The sequence below is a fragment of the Halomonas pelophila genome (genome assembly GCF_040196315.1).
Taxonomy (GTDB): domain Bacteria; phylum Pseudomonadota; class Gammaproteobacteria; order Pseudomonadales; family Halomonadaceae; genus Halomonas; species Halomonas pelophila.
This window is the reverse complement of the sequence record NZ_JBEGCI010000005.1, coordinates 219,503-242,466: the sequence shown is the minus strand read 5'-3', so window position 1 is coordinate 242,466 and position 22,964 is coordinate 219,503. Positions and strand designations below refer to the sequence as shown.

The window sequence follows — 22,964 nt, the reverse complement described above, 5'->3', positions numbered from 1 at the left end:
AAAATATTTGTACAATAGCGATACATAGATAAAACTAATATGTAAGCTTACTCCATCGGCTCGCCATCGCGACGAACGGCCACGGCCAAGGATCACAAGGAGGTGTCCCATGGGGCGTTGCGCAAGAAGGGACGGACACTGCGGTCGCTGCGAACGGGAGCTGCCCTTCGCCTTCACCATGGCCTTCCAGCCGATCGTCGATCTGCACCGGCGGCGGGTGCACGCCTACGAGGCCCTGGTCAGGGGCCCCGAGGGCGAGCCGGCGAGCCAGATTCTCGATCAGGTCACCGAGGCGCTGCTCTACCGCTTCGACCAGGCGTGCCGGGTCAGGGCCATCGAGCAGGCCAGCGCGCTCGGCATGCAGGAGAGCCTGTCCATCAACTTCCTGCCCAATGCCGTCTACGAGCCCGAGGCGTGCATCCAGGCCACCCTGGACGTCTCGCGGCGGGTGGGATGGCCGCTGGAGCGGCTGATCTTCGAGGTCGTCGAGTCGGAGCGCATCCAGGATCATGCTCACTTGAGCGCCATCATCACGGCCTATCGGCGCATGGGGTTTCGCGTCGCCCTGGATGATTTCGGCACCGGCCATGCCAACCTCGACGTGCTGACCTCCCAGCGGCCCGACAAGCTGAAGATCGACCACCAGCTGGTGATGGGCTGCGACACCGACCCACGACGCCAGGCGCTGCTGCGTGCGCTGATCGGCCTGGCCCGCCCGCTGGAAGTCGACCTGATCGCCGAGGGCGTCGAGAAGGCGGACGAGGCGCGCTGGCTCTACCGAGCCGGCATATATCTGCAGCAGGGCTACTACTTCGCCCGACCGGCCCTGAATGCCCTGGCGGAGGGCGTTGAAGCGCGCCTCTCGGCGGTGCTCGACGGCCCTTTCCCTGGCGATGAAGCCACCTCATGACGCTGATGCTTGAGCCATTCGACAACACGGAGACGGTCATCCGTGCCGCCCCCATCGGCATCTGCATCACCGATGCCGAAGGCCACTTCGAGATGGTCAACCCCGCCTACTGCGACTTCTACGGCTATCGCGAGGAGGAGCTGCTCGGCCAGCACTTCACCCTGGTCGTGCCCGAGGCCGATCACGCCTCGATGAATGACCTGCATCAGCGCTTCGTCGCCGGGGACAGCGACTTGGAAGACACCCAGGAGTGCGAGGTACTGGGCAAGGATGGCCAGCCGAGGAACATCCTCGCGAAGGCCGCGCGCATTCAGGACGGCCGCGGCGAGGTGAAGAAGGTCACCTTCGTGGTCGACATCTCCGAGCGCAAGGCCATGGAGCAGCGCCTGGAATATCTGGCTCACCATGACGAGCTGACCGGCCTGCTCAACCGCCGCGCCGGACTGGGGCTTCTCGAGGAGGAGATCCAGCGCAGCCGCCGCTATGCCACCCCCCTGTGCGTGGCGAGCTGCGACCTGGATCACTTCAAGCGCGTCAACGACCGTCATGGTCACGCGGTGGGCGACCAGGTGCTGAGCGAGTCCGCCAGGATGATGAAGGAGACAATGCGCCAGCACGATCACGTCATTCGCCTGGGCGGCGAGGAGTTCCTGATCCTGCTGCCCGGTGTGACTCAGGAGCAGGCGAGCCAGGCCGTGGAGCGGCTGCGCCAGCGCCTCGCGATGACCCCGGTGGCCGCCGCGCGAATACACCTGACGCTCTCGGCCGGCATCGCCCAGCTTGCGGACGGCGAGGAAGCCGATGCCTTGCTGGAGCGCGCCGATCGCGCCCTCTACGGCGCCAAGCACAAGGGACGTAACCAGGTGCAGGAAACCGCCGAGGCGCATCCGGCCAGCGAGTCGGCCTCATAGCCTCCGTTTCATCACATCGAGAGCAGGCATCGAGAGCAGCAGATCGGCCTGACGACAGGACCACGTTGGCTCACCCGGGTGGGCCGCCAACCAAAGATGAGAAGAGCAGAGTATCTTGCCGCACACGCCAGCGCACGAGGCCGACAGGCCCACCCACGCCGCCGCGCGCTTCCCGCGTCCGGCCTCGCCCTGCACCAAGGTCTGTCGGATCGATGAGGCCACCGATAACTGCCGGGGGTGCGGTCGCACTCTCGACGAGATCGCCCGCTGGGGCAGCATGAACGCGGAAGAGCGAGAGGAGGTATGGCAGCGCCTGGAGCGAGTCGCGTTCCCCAAGCGCTGAGCCTCGACCCGTCACCGGCCCACCCGCGACGAGACGAGCGTGATAGTCTCGCCCCTTTGCCCGATGGAGCCCGTTTCGTGAACCCCGAAGACCTCGAGAAACTGGTCACTCTGCGCATGCCCTTCGGCAAGCATGCGGGATGGCTGATCGCCGACCTGCCCGGCCCCTACCTCAACTGGTTCGCCCGCGAGGGCTTTCCCGACGGCCAGATCGGCCGCCTGCTGTACCTGATGCACGAGATCGACCACAACGGCCTGAGCGGGCTACTCGATCCCTTGCGCCGGCGCAGCTGAACCCCGTGCCTGTCAGCGGAGTCCCGCCGGGGCAGATCGCGTCGGCTACCTGTCCTCCAGGCGGCGAGTCATCAGCAGCCAGCGGCCGCCATGCGGACAGCCGGGCCAGGGCACCAGCGGCAGGGAGGCGATCTCCCGAAAGCCCAGCCGATGATAGATCGCGCAGGCCGTGCGGTTCTCCTCGGCCACGATCAGGCTCAGCTCGTGGCAACCGGCGCCAATCGCCGAGGCCTCGGCCTGGGCCATCATCAGCCGTCCGACGCCCTTGCGACGCGCCGCCGGCAGGGTCGCGATGCCGTTGATGTACCAGCTACCCGGCACCTGGGCCTCGAGGCGCAGCAGGGGCTGGACAGGGGCGGGGGCCTCGTCCAGATCCTCCAGATCGTAGGGGTCGGGCAGCCGATAGGCGATAATCATCCCGACGATTCGCCCGCGATCGATGCACACCCGGGCGTGTCGGTAGCTGAAGCCGCCCTCCTCGCGGCCGGCTCGCTCCGCGCCGACCTCCAGGGACGATTTTCCGCCCTCGGCCATCTGCCCCCACAGGGTCTCGGGCAGCCCCTCCCCCGCCAGGTTGATCAGATGAGCCAGGTCCCGGGCATCGGCCCGGGTGGCATCGCGCAGTCGCATGGTCGACTCCCTGCCTTCGCGCCACGAAGGCCCGGCGGCAAAGGCGTCACTCGAAGGTCGCGCAGACCTCCGACTGAGCACCCGGGTCGTGGCTCTCCACGTGGGTGACCGCCTCGCCGGAAGCCTCCAGCGGCACGCTCCACTGGTGATCGGTTCCCATGGGATCGCAGCTGCCTTCGCTGCCACCGCCGAAGTTGGAGTCGATCCAGTAGTGCACCGCGTAGCTGCCGCCTTCGCTCAGGGCGCCGGGGAAATCGAAGGAGAAGGTCGGGTCATCATCGGCGGAGACCGTGCCGGAGGCCGTCTCGAGCACCTCGCCGGAGTCGGCATCGACCAGGGCCGCCTGCACGGCCTGTCCGCCGTGGGCGCCGGCGAAGCTGGCATCGCCCTGAAAGGTCAGGTCGTGCCCTTCGCTGGCCAGGGTCAGCGGGGCGACGAGGAGCAGGCCGAGCAGCAGCCGCCGGGGGGTGAGGACGTCGTGGACGGTGAGCATTGTCATGAAGCACCTCTTTAGCTGTCGACAAGTCGTCAATAGGCGCGCCGCTAGTAGGCCGTTGGCGACCTGTCAGTCAGTCGACGAGCGATGAACTCGCAACGAACGTGCAGGCCACACGGGACGCGACCTGTCCACTCCTCAGCATAGTGTCCCCCGGCGCCCCCTGCAGGCGCCCGTCAGTGGTTCTTCACGCGCTGGATGCGCCAGGCCAGCAAGCCGATGATCCCGAGCCCCAGGGGCCCCAGCACCCCGGCGGCAACGCTCGGCTCGATGGGCATGCCCAGGGCATCGAGGCCCTCCAGCCCCAGCTTGCCCAGGCTGATGAGGTAGTAGCTCATGACGATGATCGAGAGTCCCTCGACCGCCCTCTGGATCTTCAGCTGGCTGCTGGTGCGCTCGTTGAGGCTATGGAGGATCTCGAAGTTCTGCTCCTCGATCTCCACCTGGGCGCGGGTCCGCAGCAGGTCGTTGAGCCGTGCCACGCTCTCCGCCAGGCTCTCCTGGCGCTGGTTGATGGCGGCGCAGTAGTGCACCGTCGGCCGGAAGCGTCGCAGCATGAAGGTGCCCAGCCGGGGGCGGTCGCCGAGGCGCTCCTCGCGCAGCTCCTCGATGCGGGTGAAGACGATCCGCGCGTAGGCCTCGGTGGCGCTGAAGCGCTGCCGCGAGCGGGCTCCGCTGCGCTCGAGCCGCGCCGAGAGCGCGGAGATGGCCGCCAACAGCGGGCGCGGGCTCTCCTCCTTGCCGTGGGTATTGCGCTCCGACAGCTCGCCGAGCTCGAGCTCATAGTCGCGCAGCTCCAGGCTCAGCTCCTTGGCCACCGGCAGGGCCAGCGAGGCCATCATGCGGTAGGTCTCGATCTCCAGCAGCCGTCGGGTCATGCGCCCCAGGCGAAAGGCGTTGAGCCCGCGGTTGACCAGCAGCACGCGGTTGAGCCCCGCCGCGGTGAGCCGGAAATCGCTCCACACGGTCGCATCGCCGCCGCCGACGCTGGAGCCTGCGGGGTCGCGAAAGCCGTACGCCTCGGCTTCACCCTTCCAGCTAGCCTCGGACTCGACCAGTATCAGGCTCGCATTGATGAGGGCCTTGTGATGCACGGCGGCGATCTCCGCCAGCGTCGCGGGCGGCGCCGGCCACGGCTCGCCCTGGCCGGCGGGCCTCGGCACCAGCAGGGTCAGGGTGAAGAATTCGGTGTGCCGCTCCCACTTCAGGGTCTGGTCGCCGAGATCAATGATCTCCTGGGCCGCCTCGCGATCGGGGGTGCGGCCGGCGACCTCGGCAATCCGGTCGAGGATGTCCGCGGCGATCTCGCCCTCGTCCAGGAAGGCGTAGTGGTGGAGGTGCGCCGGCTCCTCGAAATAGATCGAGGGCCGGGCATGGAGCTCGTTGTGCAAGCGTGCGCGTTGTGGGTGCATGTGAAAGCCTGGCGAGAAAAGAGCCCCCGAGACTAGAGCCTGGCGTGGGCCAGGCCAAGTGCGATGCATCAACGTGCCGGCTGGCGGACTGGCCTCACAGCCACTTCTTGCGCCGAAACATCCACAGCAGGGCGAGGCCGATGACCAGCATCACCCCGAGCACCACGAAATAGCCAAAGCGATAGGCGAGCTCCGGCATGTTGGCGAAGTTCATGCCATAGATGCCGGCGAGGAAGGTCAGCGGCACGAAGATGGCGGTGATCACCGTGAGCACCCGCATGGTGATGTTGAGCTGGTGCGAGGAGAGCGAGATATAGCCGTCGACCAGATCGCCGCAGATGTCGTAGTACATCTGCGTCAGGCTGTGCAGGCGCTCGAATCGCTCATGGACGTCGTTGATGGCATGCAGGGTGTCTTCGTTATCGCGAGGCAGGTGCGAATAGTCGTAGGCGGTCAGCTCCTGGGTGATGCCAACGTGGTAGTTGAATACCCGGCGCATCTTCACCAGCCGCGAGCGATAGGCGATCACCCGGCGCATCAGGGCATCGCTGCCGTCGTCGAGCAGCGCATCCTCCAGGTCGCTGAGGGCATTCTCGAACTGGAGCAGGCTGTCGAGGTAGAAGCCGGCGGAGACGTACATGACCTTCAGCGCGACATGCTCGGGTGAACGGCGCAGCAGCGCCTCGCCTTCGTGGGCCATCAAGCGGTCGATGCTCAGTGCCTTGCCGGGATGCAGGCTGATCAGGTAGCGCTCGCCGAGGAAGAAGGCGACCTGCTGGGGTTGGAAATTGAGCTCGGCATCGAAGGAGGAGATGCCCCGATAGAGGACCAGGGTGTGCGTCTCGAACTCCTCGACCTTGGGCGGATGTCGCTCACGCTCGGCATCGTCGATGGCCAGCGGATGACAGCAGAAGGCCTCGAGGAGCTCGCGGGCACGTTCCCGGGGCTCGCCCTGCACGTCGATCCAGATGCGGCTCTCGGGATTCTCTCGCCAGCGAGCGATCAACTCCTCCCCGCCTCTCGCCACCCGGCCATCGGCTTCCAGCAGCAGCGCTCGCATCATCGCAGCATCCTCCTCTAACGAAACCCTGCCCACGATGAATGCCCTTGAACCGGCATCGTCGCCGCGCGGCACGGCTCATCGGACATGGCCCGGCCGCCCCCGACATGAATGGCGAAAGGCATTCGGCGAATCAGGCCTGACGCTCGTCGGCGGCCTTGAGGCGGTAGAACTCGGCGACAACCTCATCCATGGCGGCGGCGTCGTAGTCGCACAGGCCGCTGACCACCAGCTTCTTGGAGCCGCTGCCGACCGCCTCGCCGCCGGCGGTGATGCGAAATTCCAGCAGCGCATCGCCGCGCTTGCCGGCCACCGACAGCGAGGAGTCGAGGAGCTCCAGACCCGGCAGACGGCCATTCAGCCGCTCCAGCGAGAAGCCCATGCTGTCGTAGATCACCAGCGGGCGACGCGGGTTGAACATGACCCCCTGCTCTTCCATCAGCGGCTTGAGGTAGTGGGGGAAGTTCTTGCCCGAGAAGGCCACGTAGCAACGGGTGAAGGCCTCGACCACGGCCTCGTCATGGGTCGTCTCGCCGCTGCGGGTTACCTCCAGGTAGCCCTTTCCTTGCTCGTCGCAGACGCGGATCAGGCCGTCGTCGTCCTCATGGAAGCAGAGCGGCACGCCGTCACCCACCATGCTCAGGAAGCGAAAGCTCATGTTCTGAGAAAGCCCATAGCGCGACAGCACCAGAGCGAACAGCAGGTCGCCGGGCACGCAGAAACGTCGTGCATCGACGTTATGAATGGGGTTGAAGTCACCGGCGACGCGCTTGGCGAAACGGCTGGCCTGCTCGGCGGAGATCCGGATCCAGCCATCCGTGCGCGTGTGGAAGTCGTCAAGAAACATGTGTCGTGAGCCTGCCCCGAGTCATTGGCAATCCGTGGTCTCCGGCAGCCGCCGGAGGGGCAGATGATGCCACAAATTAACGGCTTGCGTGGCCTAGGGAAAGGGCGAATCTGCGCCTTCCAGCGCGTTCTTGACTCATACCAAAGATGCACAGAGTAATAAAGAGGGGAGCACACTGCGCTGCAGCACGCTGTGATAAGATCGATTCACTTTTACACCCTTCCCGCCACCTTCTGCCTCAGGATGATTGCAGCCATGCTGAACACCTGTCGTACCTCCCACTGGCCGCGGCAATTCGCCCGCTGGCCGGGCATGCTGATGCTTGCCCTCGTTGCTCTCCTCGCCAGCGGACCGGTGCTCGCCGTGACCGGCGAACTCGACCTGACCAGCTCCTTCGTGGGCCTGCTCGCCGTCGCCGTCTTCGTGCTCGCCTACGCCCTGGTCATGGCCGAAGAGAAGATCCACATGCGCAAGTCGAAGCCGGTGCTGGTCGCCGCCGGCATCATCTGGGCGCTGATCGGCTGGGTCTACGTGAAGGCGGGCATGCCCGCCGAGTCTGAGCACGCCTTTCGCATGACCCTGCTCGAGTTCACCGAGCTGATGCTGTTCCTGCTGGTGGCGATGACCTACATCAACGCCCTGGAAGAGCGCCGCGCCTTCGACGCCCTGCGCTCCTGGATGGTCCGCAAGGGCTTCAGCTACCGCTCGTTGTTCTGGATCACCGGCGTGCTGGCCTTCATCATCTCGCCGATTGCCGACAACCTGACCACCGCCCTGCTGATGTGTGCCGTGGTGACCAAGGTGGCCGAGGGCGACAAGCGCTTCATCAACCTGGCCTGCATCAATATCGTGGTGGCCGCTAACGCGGGCGGCGCCTTCAGCCCCTTCGGCGACATCACCACCCTGATGGTCTGGCAGGCCGGCCTCGTCGAGTTCTACGAGTTCTTCGAGCTGCTGATCCCCTCGCTGATCAACTTCCTGATTCCGGCCGTGGTGATGAGCTGCTTCATCCAGAACCGCAAACCCGACAGCCTGGAAGAGGATGTCTGGCTCAAGCGCGGTGCGCGGCGCATCATCGCCCTGTTCCTGCTCACCGTGGCCACCGCCGTGGCCTGCCATACCCTGCTGCACCTGCCGCCGGTGCTGGGCATGATGACGGGCCTTGGCTACCTGCAGTTCTTTGGCTACTTCCTGCGTCGCACCCTGCCCCGCTCCCTGGAGCGCAAGCGCACTCGCTACAGCCAGCGTGGCGACTGGAAGAAGCTCGAGAGCCTGGGCAGCGTGGTGCCCTTCGACGTCTTCAACCGCGTGGCACGTGCCGAGTGGGACACCCTGCTGTTCTTCTACGGGGTCGTCATGTGCGTCGGTGGCCTGGGCTTCATGGGTTACCTGGGGATGCTCTCCGATGCCCTCTACACCGGCTGGAACGCCACCGGGGCCAACGTCACCCTGGGCGTGCTCTCGGCGGTGGTCGACAACATCCCGGTGATGTTCGCCGTGCTGACCATGGAGCCCGACATGTCCCATGGCCAGTGGCTGCTGATCACCCTGACGGCTGGCGTCGGCGGCAGCCTGCTGTCGATCGGCTCGGCGGCCGGCGTCGCCCTGATGGGCCAGGCCCGCGGCAACTACACCTTCATGGGCCACCTGCGCTGGACCCCGGTGATCGCGTTGGGCTACATCGCCAGCGTCATGGCCCACCTGTGGCTCAACGCCGAGAGCTTCAACGTGCTGTGATCGCCCGTTGATCGCAAATGCCCTGCCATTGCTTTCCGGCGGCCTGCGAGCCGCCGGAATTTTCATGAGACGTTGATACTCCTGCCTGTAAATCTCGTTAAAGTGATGTAGCGTATAAGGATGACCAGTGCCGACATGGCAAGGTGGCCTTTCTAGTGCCCGTCAGGCCTCACCGCTAATTCGCACTAAGATGAAAAACACACAGACCTCATGATCTGCAGGGAGACGGCGTCATCGACTCATACACACACAACGTGTGGGCTGCGCCCGAATGGCGCATGAGCCTGTCGTTAACGAGACAACGGGAACACCCCCCCCGATGCCGGCTTACGTCCTGATCCACTCTCCCGACGCGGCAGCGACCGCCGCTGATGGGCGCAGACCAGGGAGGCGCTCACCATGGTGCGCCTGACCGCCCTCGCGCTGACCACCGTGATGCTGCTGGCCAGCACCATGACCAGTGCCCAGGAAATGTCCCTCGCGGTCGTGGCTCATCCGGACGTGACGACCCATCAACTGACGCGCGATACCACCCGCGCCATTTTCGCCATGCGTCAGCGTACCTGGCCCGACGGTCAGGCCGTGCGGGTCTTCGTGCTCGACAACAACCATCCCGTGCATGCGCGCTTTGCCAAGGAGCAGCTGGCCGTCTATCCACACCAGCTGCAGCTGGCGTGGGATCGCATGGTGTTCTCGGGAACCGGGCAGGCCCCCAATCGGGTCCATGACCAACAGGCGATGCTCGAGCGCATCGCCACCACGCCCGGCGCCCTGGGATATCTTGAAAGGGAGTACCTGGATGATAGTGTCCAAGTCATTTCAATGGAGTGATGCGCGCTCCGTAACTGTCATCATCGCCGGGCTGGCCCTGGGCCTGTCGGCCGAAGCCAGGAGCGAGGAGCGCGTGCTGGACACTCTCCAGATGCACGGCTTCCTGAGTCAGGCGCTGGTCATCACCGATGACAACAACTTCTTCGGCCCCAGCAGCGAGGATGAAGGGAGCCTCAAGTTCACCGAGATCGGTGCCAACGTCTCGCTGCGCCCCCACGAGGACGTGCTGCTGGCCGCCCAGGTGCTGAGCCGACGCGCCGGGGGAGACGGTAGCGATGCCAGTCCCAAACTGGACTACGGCCTGATCGATTATCAGATGCTCTCGAACCAGCAGCGCACCTTCGGGATCCAGGTCGGACGGTTCAAGAACCCCTTCGGCTTCTATAACCAGACCCGAGACGTGGCCTTTACCCGTCCCAGCATCCTGCTGCCACAGTCCATCTATTTCGACAGAACGCGCTCTCTCGCCCTCTCGGGTGATGGCATCTCCCTCTATCACGAGGAACGTTTCAACCAAGGTTTATTGAGGACGCAAATTGGATTCGGCCAAGCACAGGCTGGTGACGACCTGCGTAGAACCCTAAGGCTCGACACGCTGGATGGAAGCCTTGACCCAAGGGAATCTGCCATTGGCCAGATACGCTATGAGCACGACGGCGGGCGGATCATTGCCGCTATCAGTACGGCCAGTGCCAATGCTCGCTTCGACTCATCGACCCCAGGCTTGAGCGATGGCGACTTCTTTTTCAAACCTTGGATCTTCTCGCTTCAGTACAACGAGGAAAACTGGAGCCTGACCGGTGAGTACGCGTGGCGTAATTCGGGCCTTGAGGATTTCAATAACCCCGCACTCAACTTCGATGTTACGGGGGAAAGCTGGTACGTGCAGTACACCCGCCGCTTCGATGAAAACTGGCAGTGGCTAATACGCTACGACAGCCTGATCAGCAATCGTGACGATACCTCTGGTAATGAGTACGAGGAAAAGGGGCTGGGACCAGCACACTCACAGTTCGCAGACGATATCACCTTAGGGCTCCAGTGGACGCCACACCCCAGATTGCTCTTGGCCGGCGAATATCACCATGTGGATGGCACTGGCTGGCTACCCGTCCAAGATAATCCGGATCCCTCGGAAACCAGTCGTCGCTGGAACATGCTGCTATTTCAGCTCTCACTGCGCTTCTGACGACTCCATGTCTCTGGCCTGGAATCTAACGAGATGACCGTTCCTCCGTCCCTCCAGATCCGCCATCGACTCAGCCTGACGTGGCGAGTCATCGCCCTGAGCAGCCTGTTGCTGGTCGGTCTCGTGGCGCTGTTCACCTGGCTGGGCCACGAGAACCTGACGCGTCAGTTCCAGGAGAGCCGTCACGAGCATCATGAGCGCCAGCAGCGCGAGATCCGCCTCGCCCTGCAGCGCTCGGCAGAGAACCTTCGCCAGCTGGCAGGCCTGGCCGCGGCCTCACCTCGCCTGGGTCCCCCGCTCGAGGCCGGCAATTCAGAAGAGGTCGAGAAGGCGCTGGCCTCCCAGTGGCCGACGCTGCAGCTCGAGGCCGGCGTCGACGAGATACGAATCGCGGATGCCGAGGGGCGGCTCCTGGGGCACTGGGGCTCCGACCAGTCGGACGGCAGCCTGCCGATCCAGGCCTGGGTGCAACGGGTCATGAGCACCGAGATGCCCATCACGCGGCTGCGCTGCACGACGAACTGTCAGCAGGTGGCCGCAGTGCCGGTGCTGGTGGATGGCGAAAGCGTCGGCCTGGTCGTGCTCTCCCGCTCGCTGGCCGATGTGACCCGCCAGGCCCGAGAAGTCTCCAACGCAGAGGTGGCCCTGCTGGTCACGGGCCCGCTGGATAGCCAAAGCCTGCTCGAAGAACGCAAGCTGGCGCCCTGGGATGGCTACCTGCTGGCGCTGACGCGACAGGAAGAGAGCCTGCCCCTGCTGCAAAAGGCTTCACACCTCAGCCCCATCGGCGACCTGCTGCAGAGGCCTGTACAGCTTCAGGACCAAGGACAGCATCTCGAACTCAGTGCGGTTCGGATGGACGAGGACGCCGGTGGTCGCGGCAACGGCTATTTCCTGCTGATCTCCGATATCTCGTCCCAGATAAGGGCCATCAACGAGGACACACGTACCCTGATGGGCGTCGGCCTGATCGGCTGGCTGGCCGCCGAGCTGCTGCTGCTGCTGATCCTGCTGCGCCCGATGGCGCGCCTGCGCCGGATTGCTGGCGTTCTGCCGACGCTCGCCAGCGGGGGATTCGAGGATGTCAGATCCGCGATTCCCGCGACCCGTCATCGCCTGCCGGACGAGATCGACGTGCTGGAGGGCACCACCCTGGCACTCTCACGGCAGCTCGAGATGCTGGAAGAGGAGGTTCAGGAGCGCGGTGACCAGCTGGCAGAACGTGTCGACGAGCTGGCCAAGGAGCGTGACTTCGTCAACAGCCTGCTGGATACCGCCCGCGTCTTCATCATCGCCCAGGACAGCCGGGGCCGGATCAGCCTCGTCAACGACTATACCCGCTCGATGCTGGACCTGGACGATCCCTCCCTGCTGGGGCGCCACTTCGTCGACGTGTTCGAGGCCGGGCGCCCCTCGCCGGTGAGCACCTTCGACATCCCTCAGCAGGAAGAGCGGACGCTGCATACCCCGGACCAGCGCCTGCACACCATCGCCTGGTACCACGCGCCGCTGCCCTCGGGCGGCGACGACGGCAAGTCACGGATCTCGGTGGGGCTCGATATCACCGAGCGCAAGGCCGCGGAGGCACGCCTGACCTGGCTGGCCGAACGCGACCCCCTGACCGAACTCTATAACCGACGCTACTTTCAGGACGCCCTGCAGCAGGCACTATCGCGCGAGTCGCGAGGTGCGGTGCTCCTGCTGGATCTCGATCAGTTCAAGGAGGTCAACGAGCTGAGCGGCCACCATGTCGGCGACCGCCTGCTGCGCGAGGTAGCCGAGACCCTCTTGCTGAACCTGGGGCATCGCGGGGTCATCGCCCGTCTGGGCGGCGATGAGTTCTCGCTGCTGCTGGAGCATGCCGATGCGGACCAGGCGATACAGGTTGCCCAGCACATCGACCAGCTGCTCGACACGCTGGGTTTCACCGCCGCAGGACGACGCCACCGGGTCACCGCCAGCATCGGCATTGCCCTTTTCCCCTCTCATGGCAAGACCCCGGCCGACATGATGGCCAGCGCCGACGTGGCCATGTACAAGGCCAAGGAGAGCGGCATCCAGCAGTGGCACCTGCTCTCACGATCCGAGAATGCCAAGGACGAGCTGCAGGAACGCGTCTACTGGGTAGAGCGCGTGCGCAGTGCCCTGGCGGAGGACGACTTCGAGCTAATGGTGCAGCCCATCATGCGGCTGGAGGATCGCGACGTGAAGCACTATGAGGTGCTGCTGCGCATGCGCGATGCCGATGGCAGCCTGGTCTCTCCCGCCGCCTTCATCCCGGTAGCGGAACGCAGCGGCCAGATCGTGCAGATCGATCGCTGGGTGCTGCGCCACAGCCTGCGTCTTCTCAGCCAGATCCAGGAGCGTGGCATCTGCCTGGCGGTCAACCTCTCCGGCCAGTCCCTGCATGACGAGTGCCTGAAGCAATACCTGGCCGACGAACTGGCCGCCAGCGGAGCCGATCCCCACCACCTCATTCTCGAGGTCACCGAGACCGCCGCCGTGACCGACTTCTCCACGGCACGCGGCGTGCTGCAGGCACTGCGCGACCTCGGATGCCGAACCGCCCTGGACGACTTCGGGGTAGGGTTCAGCAGCTTCCACTATCTGGGGCAGTTGCCGGTGGACTACATCAAGATCGACGGCTCCTTCATTCGCAGCCTGCTGATCAGCCCGGAGAGCCGAGTGATCGTCCAGGCCATTGCCGATATCGCCGCCGGGTTCGGCAAGCAGGCGATCGCCGAATTCGTCGATCAGGAAGCCCTGCTGCCGATACTGAAGTCCTATGGCATTACTTATGGCCAGGGATTTCATCTAGGAAAACCAGCTCCTCTGAATCAAGCATTCGGCTTCTCACTTCACGGCTTTCTTGCTGACCAAGAGCTTATTCCCACGTCAAACTCAAGGAAAAGAGAATGAGTCATTGCTCACCTGATGGGAAGGCAGAGTCTTCTACTCAGCTTCTGGAACGCTTTAGAAGCGGCTTTCGTTTCGTGCTTGCCACTAGCGAAGCAGAGAAAAAGAAAATATATCGCTTGAGGTATGACATCTATTGCGATGAACTCGGCTATGAAGAGCCCTCTGATGCTCGCGAGAAGCTAGAATACGATGAACATGATGAGCGATCGCTACATTGTCTAATAGAACACAGACGTAGCGGAAAAGCGGCTGGGTGCATGCGTCTTGTACTCCCGCCTCCTGATCATGACTGCCGCGACACAAGACTTCCTTTGCAAAGTTATGCAGGTCAAAGCCTTACACATGAAATTTTTCACCCTGCGTTGCTAGACAAAAACGAAATCTGCGAAGTATCAAGGCTTGCAGTGCCTCTTTCCTTTCGAAGAAAATCTTTAAAGGCCGAGATTGCCGACGGCATCAAAACAAGCTCCGAGGAGTTCACGCTGGATGAAAAGAAAACATTCCCAGTTATCGTGATCGGCCTCTTCCTTGCCACCTATGCGCTTGTCGGCATCACGAATCGACGGCATGTCTTTGCCATGATGGAACCGCGACTTCCACGCTTACTCTCCATGTCGGGCTTCAATTTCACCAAAGTCGGTGACAACATCAATTTTCATGGCAAAAGAAGTGCATTTTATATCGACCAGCACCAGGCCGAAAAAGAAATCCATGCAGAACTTTTGCCGCTCTACCGACATATACAGAATGAGTTGGAATTTCAGATGGAAGAACTACCAATGCCGGAGGCCAGCGTTTACTGATCCTGATTCACCGCGAGCACCGGCCCCGAGTAGAGGCGGTCCGGCCAGTCCAGCAGCATGATGGCCAGCACGTTGCGGTGCTCACCGCTGGCCAGGTCGGTGCCCCCCTGCTCTGACGGCACCATCCGCGCCACTGGATCATAGGCGTCGAGGAGCGCGTCGCGCAGGCGTCTCACGGCCGGTTCATCCTCCTGCCCGGCCAGCAGGAAGCTGATGCCCACCTCCGTGTAGATGTCCTCCTTGGTATCGAGGAGGATGCGATCCAGTCCGGCCGCGAATTCATCCAGCACCCAGCGGAAATCCTCGGCGGCTACGGGCTGCTGATAATAGTCGCTGGCGGCGATCACGAAGTGCGTCATGCCGTAGATCTTGTTGCGGTATTCGGCCGTCGAGAGCCTCGCATCGCGCGCCGGGGGATACTGGCGGCGAAAAGCCGAGACGACCTCCTCTCGCAGATCGGTGACGCCCAGGTCCTCGAGGTAGTACACCAGGTTGGCGACCTGGGCGGCGTAGACCGCCATCACCTCGGGATCGAGCAGAAAAGCGCGGAAATCGACGCTCGCCAGGTAGTCCAGCGCCCGCCGGTGGCCGGGGAGCTCGGCGTCGTTCAAGAGGCCGTAATAGCTCGCCTGGGTCAGCTTGAAGGCCAGCCCCTTCGCGTAGGCGATCTCTCCCCACTCCGCGAGCATCCGCTTGCGACGACGCTGCTTCTGGCTGCTGACCGGGTAGGCCGCCACCGCCTCCCGGGCGCGCCGCGCCGCATAGCCGGGATCGGCCAGGCCGTCGATCTCCTCACGCAGGGCGCCCACCAGGCGACGCCCGTAGTCGCGATTGAGGGGCAGGTAGCGATCATCGCCGGTCAGGCGATAGAGCCGCTGGGCATAGTGGCGCTGCTTGCTCGAGGGCAGGTCGGGCAGGGCCTGCTCGTAGCGTGCCTGGATCGACTGCGCGACGTCTTCGTATGTGAGCGTCGTGTCACGCTCCGGGAGCGAGCATCCGCTCAGCGTCAGCAGCGCCACCAGCAGCCAGGCTGTGAGCCTCACGGGCGAGAGGCCCGCGCGCACTCCCGGTCGCAAACCCGACTGCGCTCTCGATTGCGCTCCCGAATTCAAACCGGGCAGGGCCAGTCTCATTTTGACTTGCCTCCCCGCCGGGCGCGACCGGGCGGAATCATCCTTACCCGCACCTTGGCGCGCCTCTGCGGCTTCTCCACCTCCGGATCTCGATCATCCTCGTCGTGGCCGTCTTCCTCGGGGGTCTCCCGAGCCTGGGACGGTTGCACCACCACCCAGGCGAATACCGGCAGGGAGAGGCCCCAGTAGATAGCCGAGAGCCGCAGCCCCAGGGTGACACCTAGCCCGGTGGCGATGGAAATGCCCAGCGGGGCGGACAGGGCCTCCAGGCCGACGAAGGCCACGCCGCCGGCAATGGAGGCGGTGGCATAGATCTCGCTGCGCAGCACCATGGGCACCCGACGCGCCAGCACGTCACGCGTCATGCCGCCTGCCACGCCGGTCAGCATCCCCATCAGGACCGCCACCACGCCGGGCGCCTCGAGTATCAGGGCCTTGTGGGCGCCGATCACCGTGAACAGCGCCAGGCCGAAGGCATCGGCCACCGGCAGGAAGCCCCGCGAGAGGCGGTGGATATAGTGAAAGCCGAGGATCGACAGCCCCACGGTGGCGAGGATCACCCAGAGGTAGGTCGGATCGGTCACCCAGAACACCGGACGCACGCCTAGCACCAGGTCACGCAGTGTGCCGCCGCCGATGCCGGTCACCGCCGCCAGCACCAGCATGCCGAACGGGTCCATCCGCGAGCGGCAGGCCAGCACCACCCCCGAGAGGGCGAAGACGATCACCCCCGCCATATCCAGCCAGTAGACCAGCCCCGTCACATCGTTTCTCCCTTGTGCGCTGGCCGGCAGCATAGCGCATCGCGGCGCGGTTTGGCCTCATCCCGGGCGGGATGGCACCCGCGGGCGCTCACGACAGGTCGCGCCCAAAGCGCTCCAACTGCATCTCGCGCAGGCGACTGAGCACCCGCCGGAAGGGGAAGGCGAGATAGCCGTGGGGATAGAGCTCGTCCATCGCCACCTCGGCCTCCAGATAGAGCGGGATGCGCCGGTCATAACACTCGTCGACCAGGGCGATGAAGCGGCGCACGCCGTCGTCGTGGCGAGAGAGTTCGGGGAAGTCGCGATCGCCGGCCGCGACCCGCGCCGCGCCGTCCTCGGTGCCCCGGGCGATGGCGCTCGCCGGCGCGTGACGGCTCAGCCGCGGGACCTCGCTCAGCAGCACGTGATCGAAGCGGTCGCCGAGGGCGATGAAGTCCAGCGCCGCCAGCGGCGCCTCGCACAGATCATCATAGCGACACCAGAGCACCCGCTCGCTGCGCCTGAGCACGGCGATCTCGCGATGCCCCAGCTCGATGGGAGCGTGGCACTCGGGAAGCCCCTGGCGCAGTCGCTCGAATACCGCGGGCAGGGCGCTCGGCTGCCCGGGGCGTGAGATCCAGTAGCGGGGGTGGGCCCGGCCGGGGTGCAGGCGATGGTCCTGTCCGCCGTCGAGCTCGACCACCCGGGTGTGCCGTTCGATGGCGGCGATGGCGGGGAGGAAGCGCTCGCGGTTGAAGCCCTCGGCATAGAGCTGGTTCGGTGCCTGGTTCGAGGTGCAGACCAGCACCAGCCCGTGGTCAAACATCGCGCCGAACAGCCCGCCAAGGATCATCGCGTCGGCGATATCGCTGACGAAAAGCTCGTCGAGGCACAGCACCCGGATCTCGTCGGCCAGCTCCCGCGCCACCGCCGTCAACGGGTCGGCGGTGCCGGAGAGCCGAAACAGGCGGTGATGCACCCAGCGCATGAAATGATGGAAGTGCTGGCGCCGCGAGGGAACGTCGAGGTGGCGCTGGAAGAGATCCATCAGCCAGGTCTTGCCGCGCCCGACGGGGCCCCAGAGGTAGAACCCGGACGCCTCGTCCTGCCCCTCGTGCAAGGCGTGAAAGCAGGCCTCGAGATGCTCGACCGCCTGGTCCTGGGCCGCGTCGTCGACGAAGCCGGCACGCGCGATCGCCTGTCGGTAGGCCGCCAAGGGCGAGGCCGCCTCCAGGGCGTCATGCCGCGCCTCTGCGTCCCCGACGATGCCGTGGCCGGTCATACCGTCGCTGGTCGTATCGCTGGACATGCCGTCACTGGTCATGAAGCCCCCTGCGGATCCGCCTCCCTATGTGCAGACGGATCCTACAGGAGAGGGCCCGCCCCGTCCCGGGACGGGCCCTGTCGACGGCTCCGGCTTCGGGCTCAGCCGCGCTGGAAGGGGTAGACGGCGCCGAGGGAGAGCAGCCGCGTCAGCTCGTCCAGGGCAGTGAGGGTCTCGGCGGCGAGCTGCGGGTCGGCCAGGTCCTCCGGGGCCAGGCGATCGCGGTAGTGACGCTCGACCCAGGCGGTGAGATCGCCGTGCAGGCCGTCGTCCAGCAGCACCCTTCCTGCGAGCGCGGCCCGCTCGGCGGCCGAGAGCACCACCCGCAGGCGCAGGCAGGCGGGCCCACCGCCGTTGCGCATGCTCTGCTTGACGTCCTTGACCACCACCTCGGTGATGGGGTTGTGGCCGGCCAGCAGATGATCCTGGATGGCCCGCCAGACGCTCTCGCGCTCCTGGCACTCGCCGGGCACCACCAGCGTCATGGTGCCGTCGGGGTTGGAGAGCAGCTGCGAGTTGAAGAGGTAGGAGGCCACGGCATCCTCGAGGCTCACCGCCTCCTCCGGCACCCGCACAGGAATCAGCGGCGTGGTCATCTTCGCGCGCAGCTCGTCCAGGGTGCCCTGCTCGTCGAGGAAGGCCCGCTCGTGATAGAGCAGCACCGGGCCGTTGCCCACCGCGATCACGTCGTTGTGGAAGACGCCGGCGTCGATCGCCTCGGGATGCTGCTGGGCGAACACCACCTGGGACTCCGTCAGGCCGTGCTGGCGGGCGATCGCCTGGCTCGCCTCCAGGGTCTGGCGCGCCGGGTAGCGACGCGGCGCCACGCCCTCCCCCGCGCCCCAGCCGAAGGCCGCGCGGCCGTAGACGAACAGATGCACACCGGGCTCGCCGTACTCGGCGGCGAGCCGGGTGTGGTTGGCCGCGCCCTCGTCGGAGAAGGCCGGCGTGCCCGGCAGCGCCGGGTGATGGGCGAAGTGGTTCTGATCGCGGAAGATCGAGGCCAGCACCCGGCCGGTGGTGTCTGGTTCCAGGTAGCGGTGAAAGCTCGACTGCAGGTTGGCCGGCGTGAAGTGCACCCGACCGTCCGGGGCGTCGGCCGAGGGCGTCACGGTCGCCGCGTTGGCGGTCCACATGCTCGAGGCCGAGCAGACCGCCCGCAGCAGCTGGGGCGCCTCGCCGGCCGCCCGGGCCAGCACCTGGGCATCGCTGCCGTGAAAGCCCAGCCGCCGAAGCGCGCCCAGGTCGGGGCGCTGCTGGGGCGGCAGCACGCCCTGGGCATAGCCGGCCTCCATCAGCGACTTCATCTTGCCCAGGCCCTGCATGGCGGCCTCCTTCGGGTTGGCCACCAGGCCCTGGTGGGTCATGGAGGCCAGGTTGCCCAGCGCCAGGCCGGAGTAGTTGTGGGTCGGGCCGACCAGGCCATCGAAATTGACCTCGCGCGCGTCCACGGTCGGCTGTTCCCCGATGTCGTTCATTCCATCGCTCATAGCGTCACCCCCGGCGGCAGTGTGTCGGGCAGGGCCAGCGCCTCGCTCTCCATGGAGGCCACGGGGTAGGCGCAGTAGTCGGCCGTGGTCCAGTAAGAGCGCGCTGGCAGCGCCCTGGTCGAGATGGACATAAGATTCTGGCTCATAGCGTCACCCCCGGCGGCAGTGTGTCGGGCAGGGCTAGCGCCTCGCTCTCCATGGAGGCCACGGGGTAGGCGCAGTAGTCGGCCGTGGTCCAGTAAGAGCGCGCTGGCAGCGCCCTGGTCGAGATGGACATAAGATTCTGGCTCATAGCGTCACCCCCGGCGGCAGTGTGTCGGGCAGGGCCAGCGCCTCGCTCTCCATGGAGGCCACGGGGTAGGCGCAGTAGTCGGCCGCGTAATAGGCGCTGGGGCGGTGGTTGCCGCTCGCGCCCACGCCGCCGAAGGGCGCGTCGCCGGAGGCGCCGGTGGTCTGGCGGTTCCAGTTGACGATGCCGGCGCGGATGCGCAGCAGGAAGTCGTCCCAGTCGCCGCGCTCGCCGCCGATCAGCCCCGCCGAGAGGCCGTAGCGGGTGTCGTTGGCCAGGCGCAGGGCCTCGTCCCAGTCGCGATAGCGGTAGACCTTGAGCAGCGGGCCGAAGTGCTCCTCGTCGGGCACCTCGAGGCCGGTGACGTCGATCAGCGCGGGGCTGAGCAGGCTGGTACCGGCCTCCAGGCGCTCCATGCGCGAGAGCACCGTGCCACCGCGCGCCTCCAGGTCCTCCTGAGCCTTGAGCAGGCCGTCGGCCGCCGCCACGTTGGCGAGGCCCGCATAGAAGGGCGCCGGCTCGCTGAACTGGCCGGCCACCCGCAGCCGCGAGATGGCGTCACTGAGGGCGTCGAGCAGGTGATCGCCCACCTGGCCCTCGGGCACGATCAGCCGCCGGGCGCAGGTGCAGCGCTGGCCGCCGGAGAGGAAGGCCGACTGCAGGATGGTCAGCACGGCGGCCTCCTGGTCGGGCACGTCCTTGACCACCAGCGGGTTGTTGCCGCCGAGTTCCAGGGCCAGGATCTTGTCGAACTGGTCGGCGAACTGGCGGTGCAGGATGCCGCCCACCCGGGCGCTGCCGGTGAACAGCAGGCCGTCGATGCCGGGGTGCGCGGAGAGCGCCTGGCCCGTGGCGGCCGCGCCCTGGACGAGATTGATCACCCCGCCGGGCAGCCCCGCCTCCTGCCAGCACTGCAGGGTGAGGTCGGCGGTCAGCGGCGTCTGCTCACTGGGCTTGAAGACCACGCTGTTGCCGGCCAGCAGCGCCGGGACCATGTGGCCGTTGGGCAGGTGGCCGGGGAAGTTGTAGGGGCCGAACACCGCCATCACGCCGTGGGGCCGATGGCGCAGCACGGCGGTGGCGTCACCCAGGTCGCGGCTGCGCTCGCCGGTGCGCTCCTGGTAGGCGCGCAGGGAGATCGCCACCTTGCCGATCATCGCGCCGATCTCGGTGCGCGCCTCCCAGAGGGGCTTGCCGGTCTCGTGGGCGATGGCCGCGGCCAGGTCCTCGCGGTGGCGCTCGAGCACCTCACGGAAGCGCTCGACCAGCGCCTGGCGCTCGGCGAAGGGGGTGCGAGCCCAGGCCGGGAAGGCCTCGCGGGCGGCCGTCACGGCGGCGTCGACCTGAGCCTCGTCGGCCGCCTGGCCTTCCCAGAGACACTCGCCTCCCACCGGGTCGCGCTTGGTGAAGGCCTCGCCTCGTCCCGCCTGCCAGGTGCCGCCGATCAGCAGTTGTTCTGTTGCCTTCATCACGCCTCCTCCTCGGTATCCAGTATGCGCAGGGTGTCGCCGGAGGCGACCTCCAGCCGACGCGCCTCGCCCTCGTCGAGGGTCACCACGCCCTGCTCGTCCGGGCCTCGGCCCAGCCAGGCGGCCCGGAAGCCGGCCATGCCGGTGGTGGCCGCCAGCCAGCGCGGACGCGGCGTCGCCTCCAGCGTGCCGGCCTTCACTTCCACCCGGCAGCGCCGCGACAGCCGCACGCCGCGCACGTCGTCGATATAGGCCTCGACGGTGGGGCCGCCGTCGAAGATGTCGATGTAGCCCTCCCAGCGCAGCCCCTGCTTCTTGAGCATGGCCAGCGCCGGGCGGGTGTGTTCGTGGACCTGGCCGATGCAGGCCCGCGCCTCCTCGGAGAGGAACGGGGTGTAGATCGGGAACTTGGGCATCAGCTCGCCGATGAAGCTCTTCTGGCCGAGCCCGGTGAGCTTGTCCGCCTCGTCGAAGTCGAGCGGGAAGAAGTGGCTGCCCAGGCACTCCCAGAAGGGGCTGCGACCGCGCTCGTCGAAGACGCCGCGCATCTCGGCCAGCACCTTCTCGGGGAAGCGGTCGCGGAACTCGGCCATGAACAGCCAGCGCATCATCGACAGCATCGCCCCGTTGCGCTGATGGCGGGGGTCGCCGCCGCGGTACTCGGGCCGCAGGAACAGCGAGGCCACCTCGGCATCACCGGTGTGGTCGGAGCTCAGGAAGAGGGTATCGATGGTGCGGTGCAGGTCGAGCTGCACCGAGGAGTGCGCCAGGGTGCCCAGGCGATAGTGGTAGAACGGCGTCTCGCGCCCCACCTGGCCCTCGATGGCGCAGCAGCCGGCCAGCCGGCCGGTCTCCTCGTCCTCCAGCACGAAGAAGTAGAGCCGCTGATCCACCGGGGTGCGCTCCTCGAAGGCGCTCACCGTGGAGGCGATCCGGGCAGCCAGGAACTCGCGGTTGTCGGGCAGCGAGGTGAAGCCCACGCCGGTCTCCCGGGCCAGAGCCTGGAGTTCGTCGATATCGGTCTCGACGATCGGTCTCATGCGCATTACAGCTCTCCCTCGTCGTAGCCCGGCTCGTCGGCGTCGGCGCCCGGCAGTGCCAGGGGGGCGGCCAGCACGGCGCGCCCCTCCTCCACGCCCAAGAGCTCGGCGTGCTCGGGCGAGAGCATCAGCTGTCCGGTGGGCGACAGCGCATAGCGCGCCACCACGCAGCGGAAGTCCGCCAGCCGCTGGTTGGCGATCATGGCCGGCTCGGCATCGGGCAGGGCATGGGCCGGGCGGATTCGCACCGGGTGCCAGGCGGCGCGCCGGAAGCTCGCCAGGCGCTCGCGTTCGCCCTTGATCACCGGGCCGGCATCGAAGATGTCCACGTGGCGCGAACGTAAGAAGCCCTCGGCCAGCATCTCGTTCATCGCCGTCTCATGGTCGGGATGCTCGCGGCCGATGGCGGCGCGGGCCTGGGGCGTGAGCAGCGCCAGATAGAGCGGGAACTGCGGCATCACCTCGGCGACGAAGCTCTTCGAGCGCACCCCGGCGAAGTAGTTGATCTCCTGGTAGTCGCGCACGAAGAAGTGGCGGCCCACGCTGTTCCAGAACGGCGATTCGCCCTGCCCGTCCAGGTAGCCCGGGAAGGCCATGGCGAGCAGGTCGGCGAAGCGCTCGGGGTACTGGCTGATGAACATCAGTCGCGCGCGGCGCAGCAGGCTCTCGGCGCTGGTGCCCTTGTAGCGGGGATCCAGCGACAGCGCGCAGAGCAGGGTCGCGTCGGAGACCTCGTGGGAGAGCGCCAGGGTCGGCACCTCGCGACGCACGTCGAGCTGCTGGGAGGCGTGGATCAACGTCTCCTGGCGATAGGTGTAGTAGGCCTCGCGGGCGCCGGCCTGGGCGCGGATGGTGGCGGTCCCGGCCACCTCGCCGCGCTCCAGATCCTCGAGCACGAAGATGTAGTGCTCGTCGCCGGGCGCGTCGATGTCGCTGGCGAAGGCGCGCTGGGAGCGCGCGATGCGCTCCTCGAGGCGGTCACGATGGGCCGGCAGGTTGGTCAGGCGCGGCGTGGCGCTGCCGGCCAGCCGCTCCAGGGACGGCAGGTCCGCCGGGCGAACGGGACGAATGACCAGCATGGCAGGATCTCCGGTG

General features: G+C 66.2%; 23 protein-coding genes. 9 read left to right on the top strand and 14 right to left on the bottom strand.

Features of this window, described 5'->3' with window-relative positions; all coding sequences use genetic code 11:
* The first annotated feature begins 109 nt into the window (after positions 1-109).
* The 4 genes from ABE957_RS07685 (at position 110) to ABE957_RS07670 (ending at position 2,457) form a co-directional block, all read left to right on the top strand.
* On the top strand, positions 110-910 hold the full coding sequence (locus tag ABE957_RS07685) for an EAL domain-containing protein (protein ID WP_349758083.1): 801 nt from the start codon (positions 110-112) through the stop codon (positions 908-910).
* A complete protein-coding gene (locus ABE957_RS07680) occupies positions 907-1,821 on the top strand; it encodes a sensor domain-containing diguanylate cyclase (RefSeq protein ID WP_349758082.1) in 915 nt (304 codons plus the stop codon). The genes ABE957_RS07685 and ABE957_RS07680 overlap by 4 nt, the downstream gene beginning before the upstream one ends.
* Positions 1,822-1,936: 115 nt before the next feature.
* On the top strand, positions 1,937-2,164 hold the full coding sequence (locus ABE957_RS07675) for a DUF1289 domain-containing protein (protein ID WP_349758081.1): 228 nt from the start codon (positions 1,937-1,939) through the stop codon (positions 2,162-2,164).
* 77 nt (positions 2,165-2,241) lie between these two features.
* Positions 2,242-2,457, top strand: a complete 216-nt coding sequence (locus ABE957_RS07670) for a DUF3820 family protein (RefSeq protein ID WP_349758080.1) — start codon at positions 2,242-2,244, stop codon at positions 2,455-2,457.
* Positions 2,458-2,502: 45 nt separating this feature from the next.
* Here the strand turns inward: ABE957_RS07670 and ABE957_RS07665 are convergent, their stop codons facing one another.
* From ABE957_RS07665 to ABE957_RS07645, 5 genes are all read right to left on the bottom strand, one after another.
* A complete protein-coding gene (locus ABE957_RS07665) occupies positions 2,503-3,087 on the bottom strand; it encodes a GNAT family N-acetyltransferase (protein WP_349758079.1) in 585 nt (194 codons plus the stop codon).
* Between the two features lie 46 nt (positions 3,088-3,133).
* Positions 3,134-3,586: a hypothetical protein gene (locus ABE957_RS07660; RefSeq protein WP_349758078.1), complete on the bottom strand. Its 453-nt coding sequence runs from the start codon at positions 3,584-3,586 to the stop codon at positions 3,134-3,136.
* Between the two features lie 173 nt (positions 3,587-3,759).
* The gene (locus tag ABE957_RS07655; protein WP_349758077.1) at positions 3,760-4,995 is read right to left on the bottom strand and encodes a DUF3422 domain-containing protein; all 1,236 of its coding nucleotides are present in this window, start codon (positions 4,993-4,995) and stop codon (positions 3,760-3,762) included.
* A 94-nt stretch (positions 4,996-5,089) separates the two neighbouring features.
* Positions 5,090-6,058, bottom strand: coding sequence for a magnesium transporter CorA family protein (locus tag ABE957_RS07650; protein ID WP_349758076.1), 969 nt, complete (start codon positions 6,056-6,058; stop codon positions 5,090-5,092).
* Between the two features lie 130 nt (positions 6,059-6,188).
* Positions 6,189-6,902, bottom strand: coding sequence for a DUF3581 domain-containing protein (locus tag ABE957_RS07645; protein WP_349758075.1), 714 nt, complete (start codon positions 6,900-6,902; stop codon positions 6,189-6,191).
* Positions 6,903-7,157: 255 nt separating this feature from the next.
* Here ABE957_RS07645 and nhaD point away from each other — a divergent pair, with 255 nt between their 5' ends.
* The 5 genes from nhaD to ABE957_RS07620 all read left to right on the top strand — a co-directional run bounded on the left by nhaD (position 7,158) and on the right by ABE957_RS07620 (position 14,381).
* Positions 7,158-8,639: a sodium:proton antiporter NhaD gene (gene nhaD, locus ABE957_RS07640; RefSeq protein WP_349758074.1), complete on the top strand. Its 1,482-nt coding sequence runs from the start codon at positions 7,158-7,160 to the stop codon at positions 8,637-8,639.
* Between the two features lie 435 nt (positions 8,640-9,074).
* Positions 9,075-9,470, top strand: coding sequence for a hypothetical protein (locus tag ABE957_RS07635; protein WP_432765408.1), 396 nt, complete (start codon positions 9,075-9,077; stop codon positions 9,468-9,470).
* Positions 9,439-10,659, top strand: a complete 1,221-nt coding sequence (locus tag ABE957_RS07630) for a hypothetical protein (RefSeq protein ID WP_349758072.1) — start codon at positions 9,439-9,441, stop codon at positions 10,657-10,659. The genes ABE957_RS07635 and ABE957_RS07630 overlap by 32 nt, the downstream gene beginning before the upstream one ends.
* Positions 10,660-10,692: 33 nt before the next feature.
* Positions 10,693-13,578, top strand: a complete 2,886-nt coding sequence (locus ABE957_RS07625) for a bifunctional diguanylate cyclase/phosphodiesterase (protein ID WP_349758071.1) — start codon at positions 10,693-10,695, stop codon at positions 13,576-13,578.
* Positions 13,575-14,381, top strand: coding sequence for a PEP-CTERM/exosortase system-associated acyltransferase (locus ABE957_RS07620; protein ID WP_349758070.1), 807 nt, complete (start codon positions 13,575-13,577; stop codon positions 14,379-14,381). Before ABE957_RS07625 ends, ABE957_RS07620 begins: the two co-directional genes overlap by 4 nt.
* Here ABE957_RS07620 and ABE957_RS07615 read toward each other — a convergent pair.
* The 9 genes from ABE957_RS07615 to ABE957_RS07575 all read right to left on the bottom strand — a co-directional run bounded on the left by ABE957_RS07615 (position 14,375) and on the right by ABE957_RS07575 (position 22,948).
* Complete coding sequence (locus ABE957_RS07615; protein WP_349758069.1) at positions 14,375-15,424, bottom strand: DUF3541 domain-containing protein; 1,050 nt, start codon at positions 15,422-15,424, stop codon at positions 14,375-14,377. The two genes, ABE957_RS07620 and ABE957_RS07615, sit on opposite strands and share 7 nt — an antisense overlap.
* Positions 15,425-15,510: 86 nt before the next feature.
* Positions 15,511-16,278: a trimeric intracellular cation channel family protein gene (locus tag ABE957_RS07610; protein ID WP_349758068.1), complete on the bottom strand. Its 768-nt coding sequence runs from the start codon at positions 16,276-16,278 to the stop codon at positions 15,511-15,513.
* An 88-nt stretch (positions 16,279-16,366) separates the two neighbouring features.
* On the bottom strand, positions 16,367-17,581 hold the full coding sequence (zapE, locus tag ABE957_RS07605; RefSeq protein ID WP_349758067.1) for a cell division protein ZapE: 1,215 nt from the start codon (positions 17,579-17,581) through the stop codon (positions 16,367-16,369).
* Between the two features lie 101 nt (positions 17,582-17,682).
* Positions 17,683-19,071 carry an N-succinylarginine dihydrolase gene (gene astB / locus ABE957_RS07600; protein ID WP_349758066.1) on the bottom strand — a complete coding sequence of 463 codons (1,389 nt, stop codon included), beginning with the start codon at positions 19,069-19,071 and terminating at the stop codon, positions 17,683-17,685.
* A complete protein-coding gene (locus tag ABE957_RS07595; protein WP_349758065.1) occupies positions 19,068-19,217 on the bottom strand; it encodes a hypothetical protein in 150 nt (49 codons plus the stop codon). The genes astB and ABE957_RS07595 overlap by 4 nt, the downstream gene beginning before the upstream one ends.
* A complete protein-coding gene (locus ABE957_RS07590; protein WP_349758065.1) occupies positions 19,214-19,363 on the bottom strand; it encodes a hypothetical protein in 150 nt (49 codons plus the stop codon). Before ABE957_RS07590 ends, ABE957_RS07595 begins: the two co-directional genes overlap by 4 nt.
* A complete protein-coding gene (astD, locus tag ABE957_RS07585; RefSeq protein ID WP_349758064.1) occupies positions 19,360-20,829 on the bottom strand; it encodes a succinylglutamate-semialdehyde dehydrogenase in 1,470 nt (489 codons plus the stop codon). Before astD ends, ABE957_RS07590 begins: the two co-directional genes overlap by 4 nt.
* Positions 20,829-21,875: an arginine N-succinyltransferase gene (gene astA, locus ABE957_RS07580; RefSeq protein WP_349758063.1), complete on the bottom strand. Its 1,047-nt coding sequence runs from the start codon at positions 21,873-21,875 to the stop codon at positions 20,829-20,831. The genes astD and astA overlap by 1 nt, the downstream gene beginning before the upstream one ends.
* Entirely contained in the window at positions 21,875-22,948 is a 1,074-nt protein-coding gene (locus ABE957_RS07575) for an arginine N-succinyltransferase (protein WP_349758062.1), read from the bottom strand. The genes astA and ABE957_RS07575 overlap by 1 nt, the downstream gene beginning before the upstream one ends.
* Positions 22,949-22,964 lie beyond the last annotated feature (16 nt).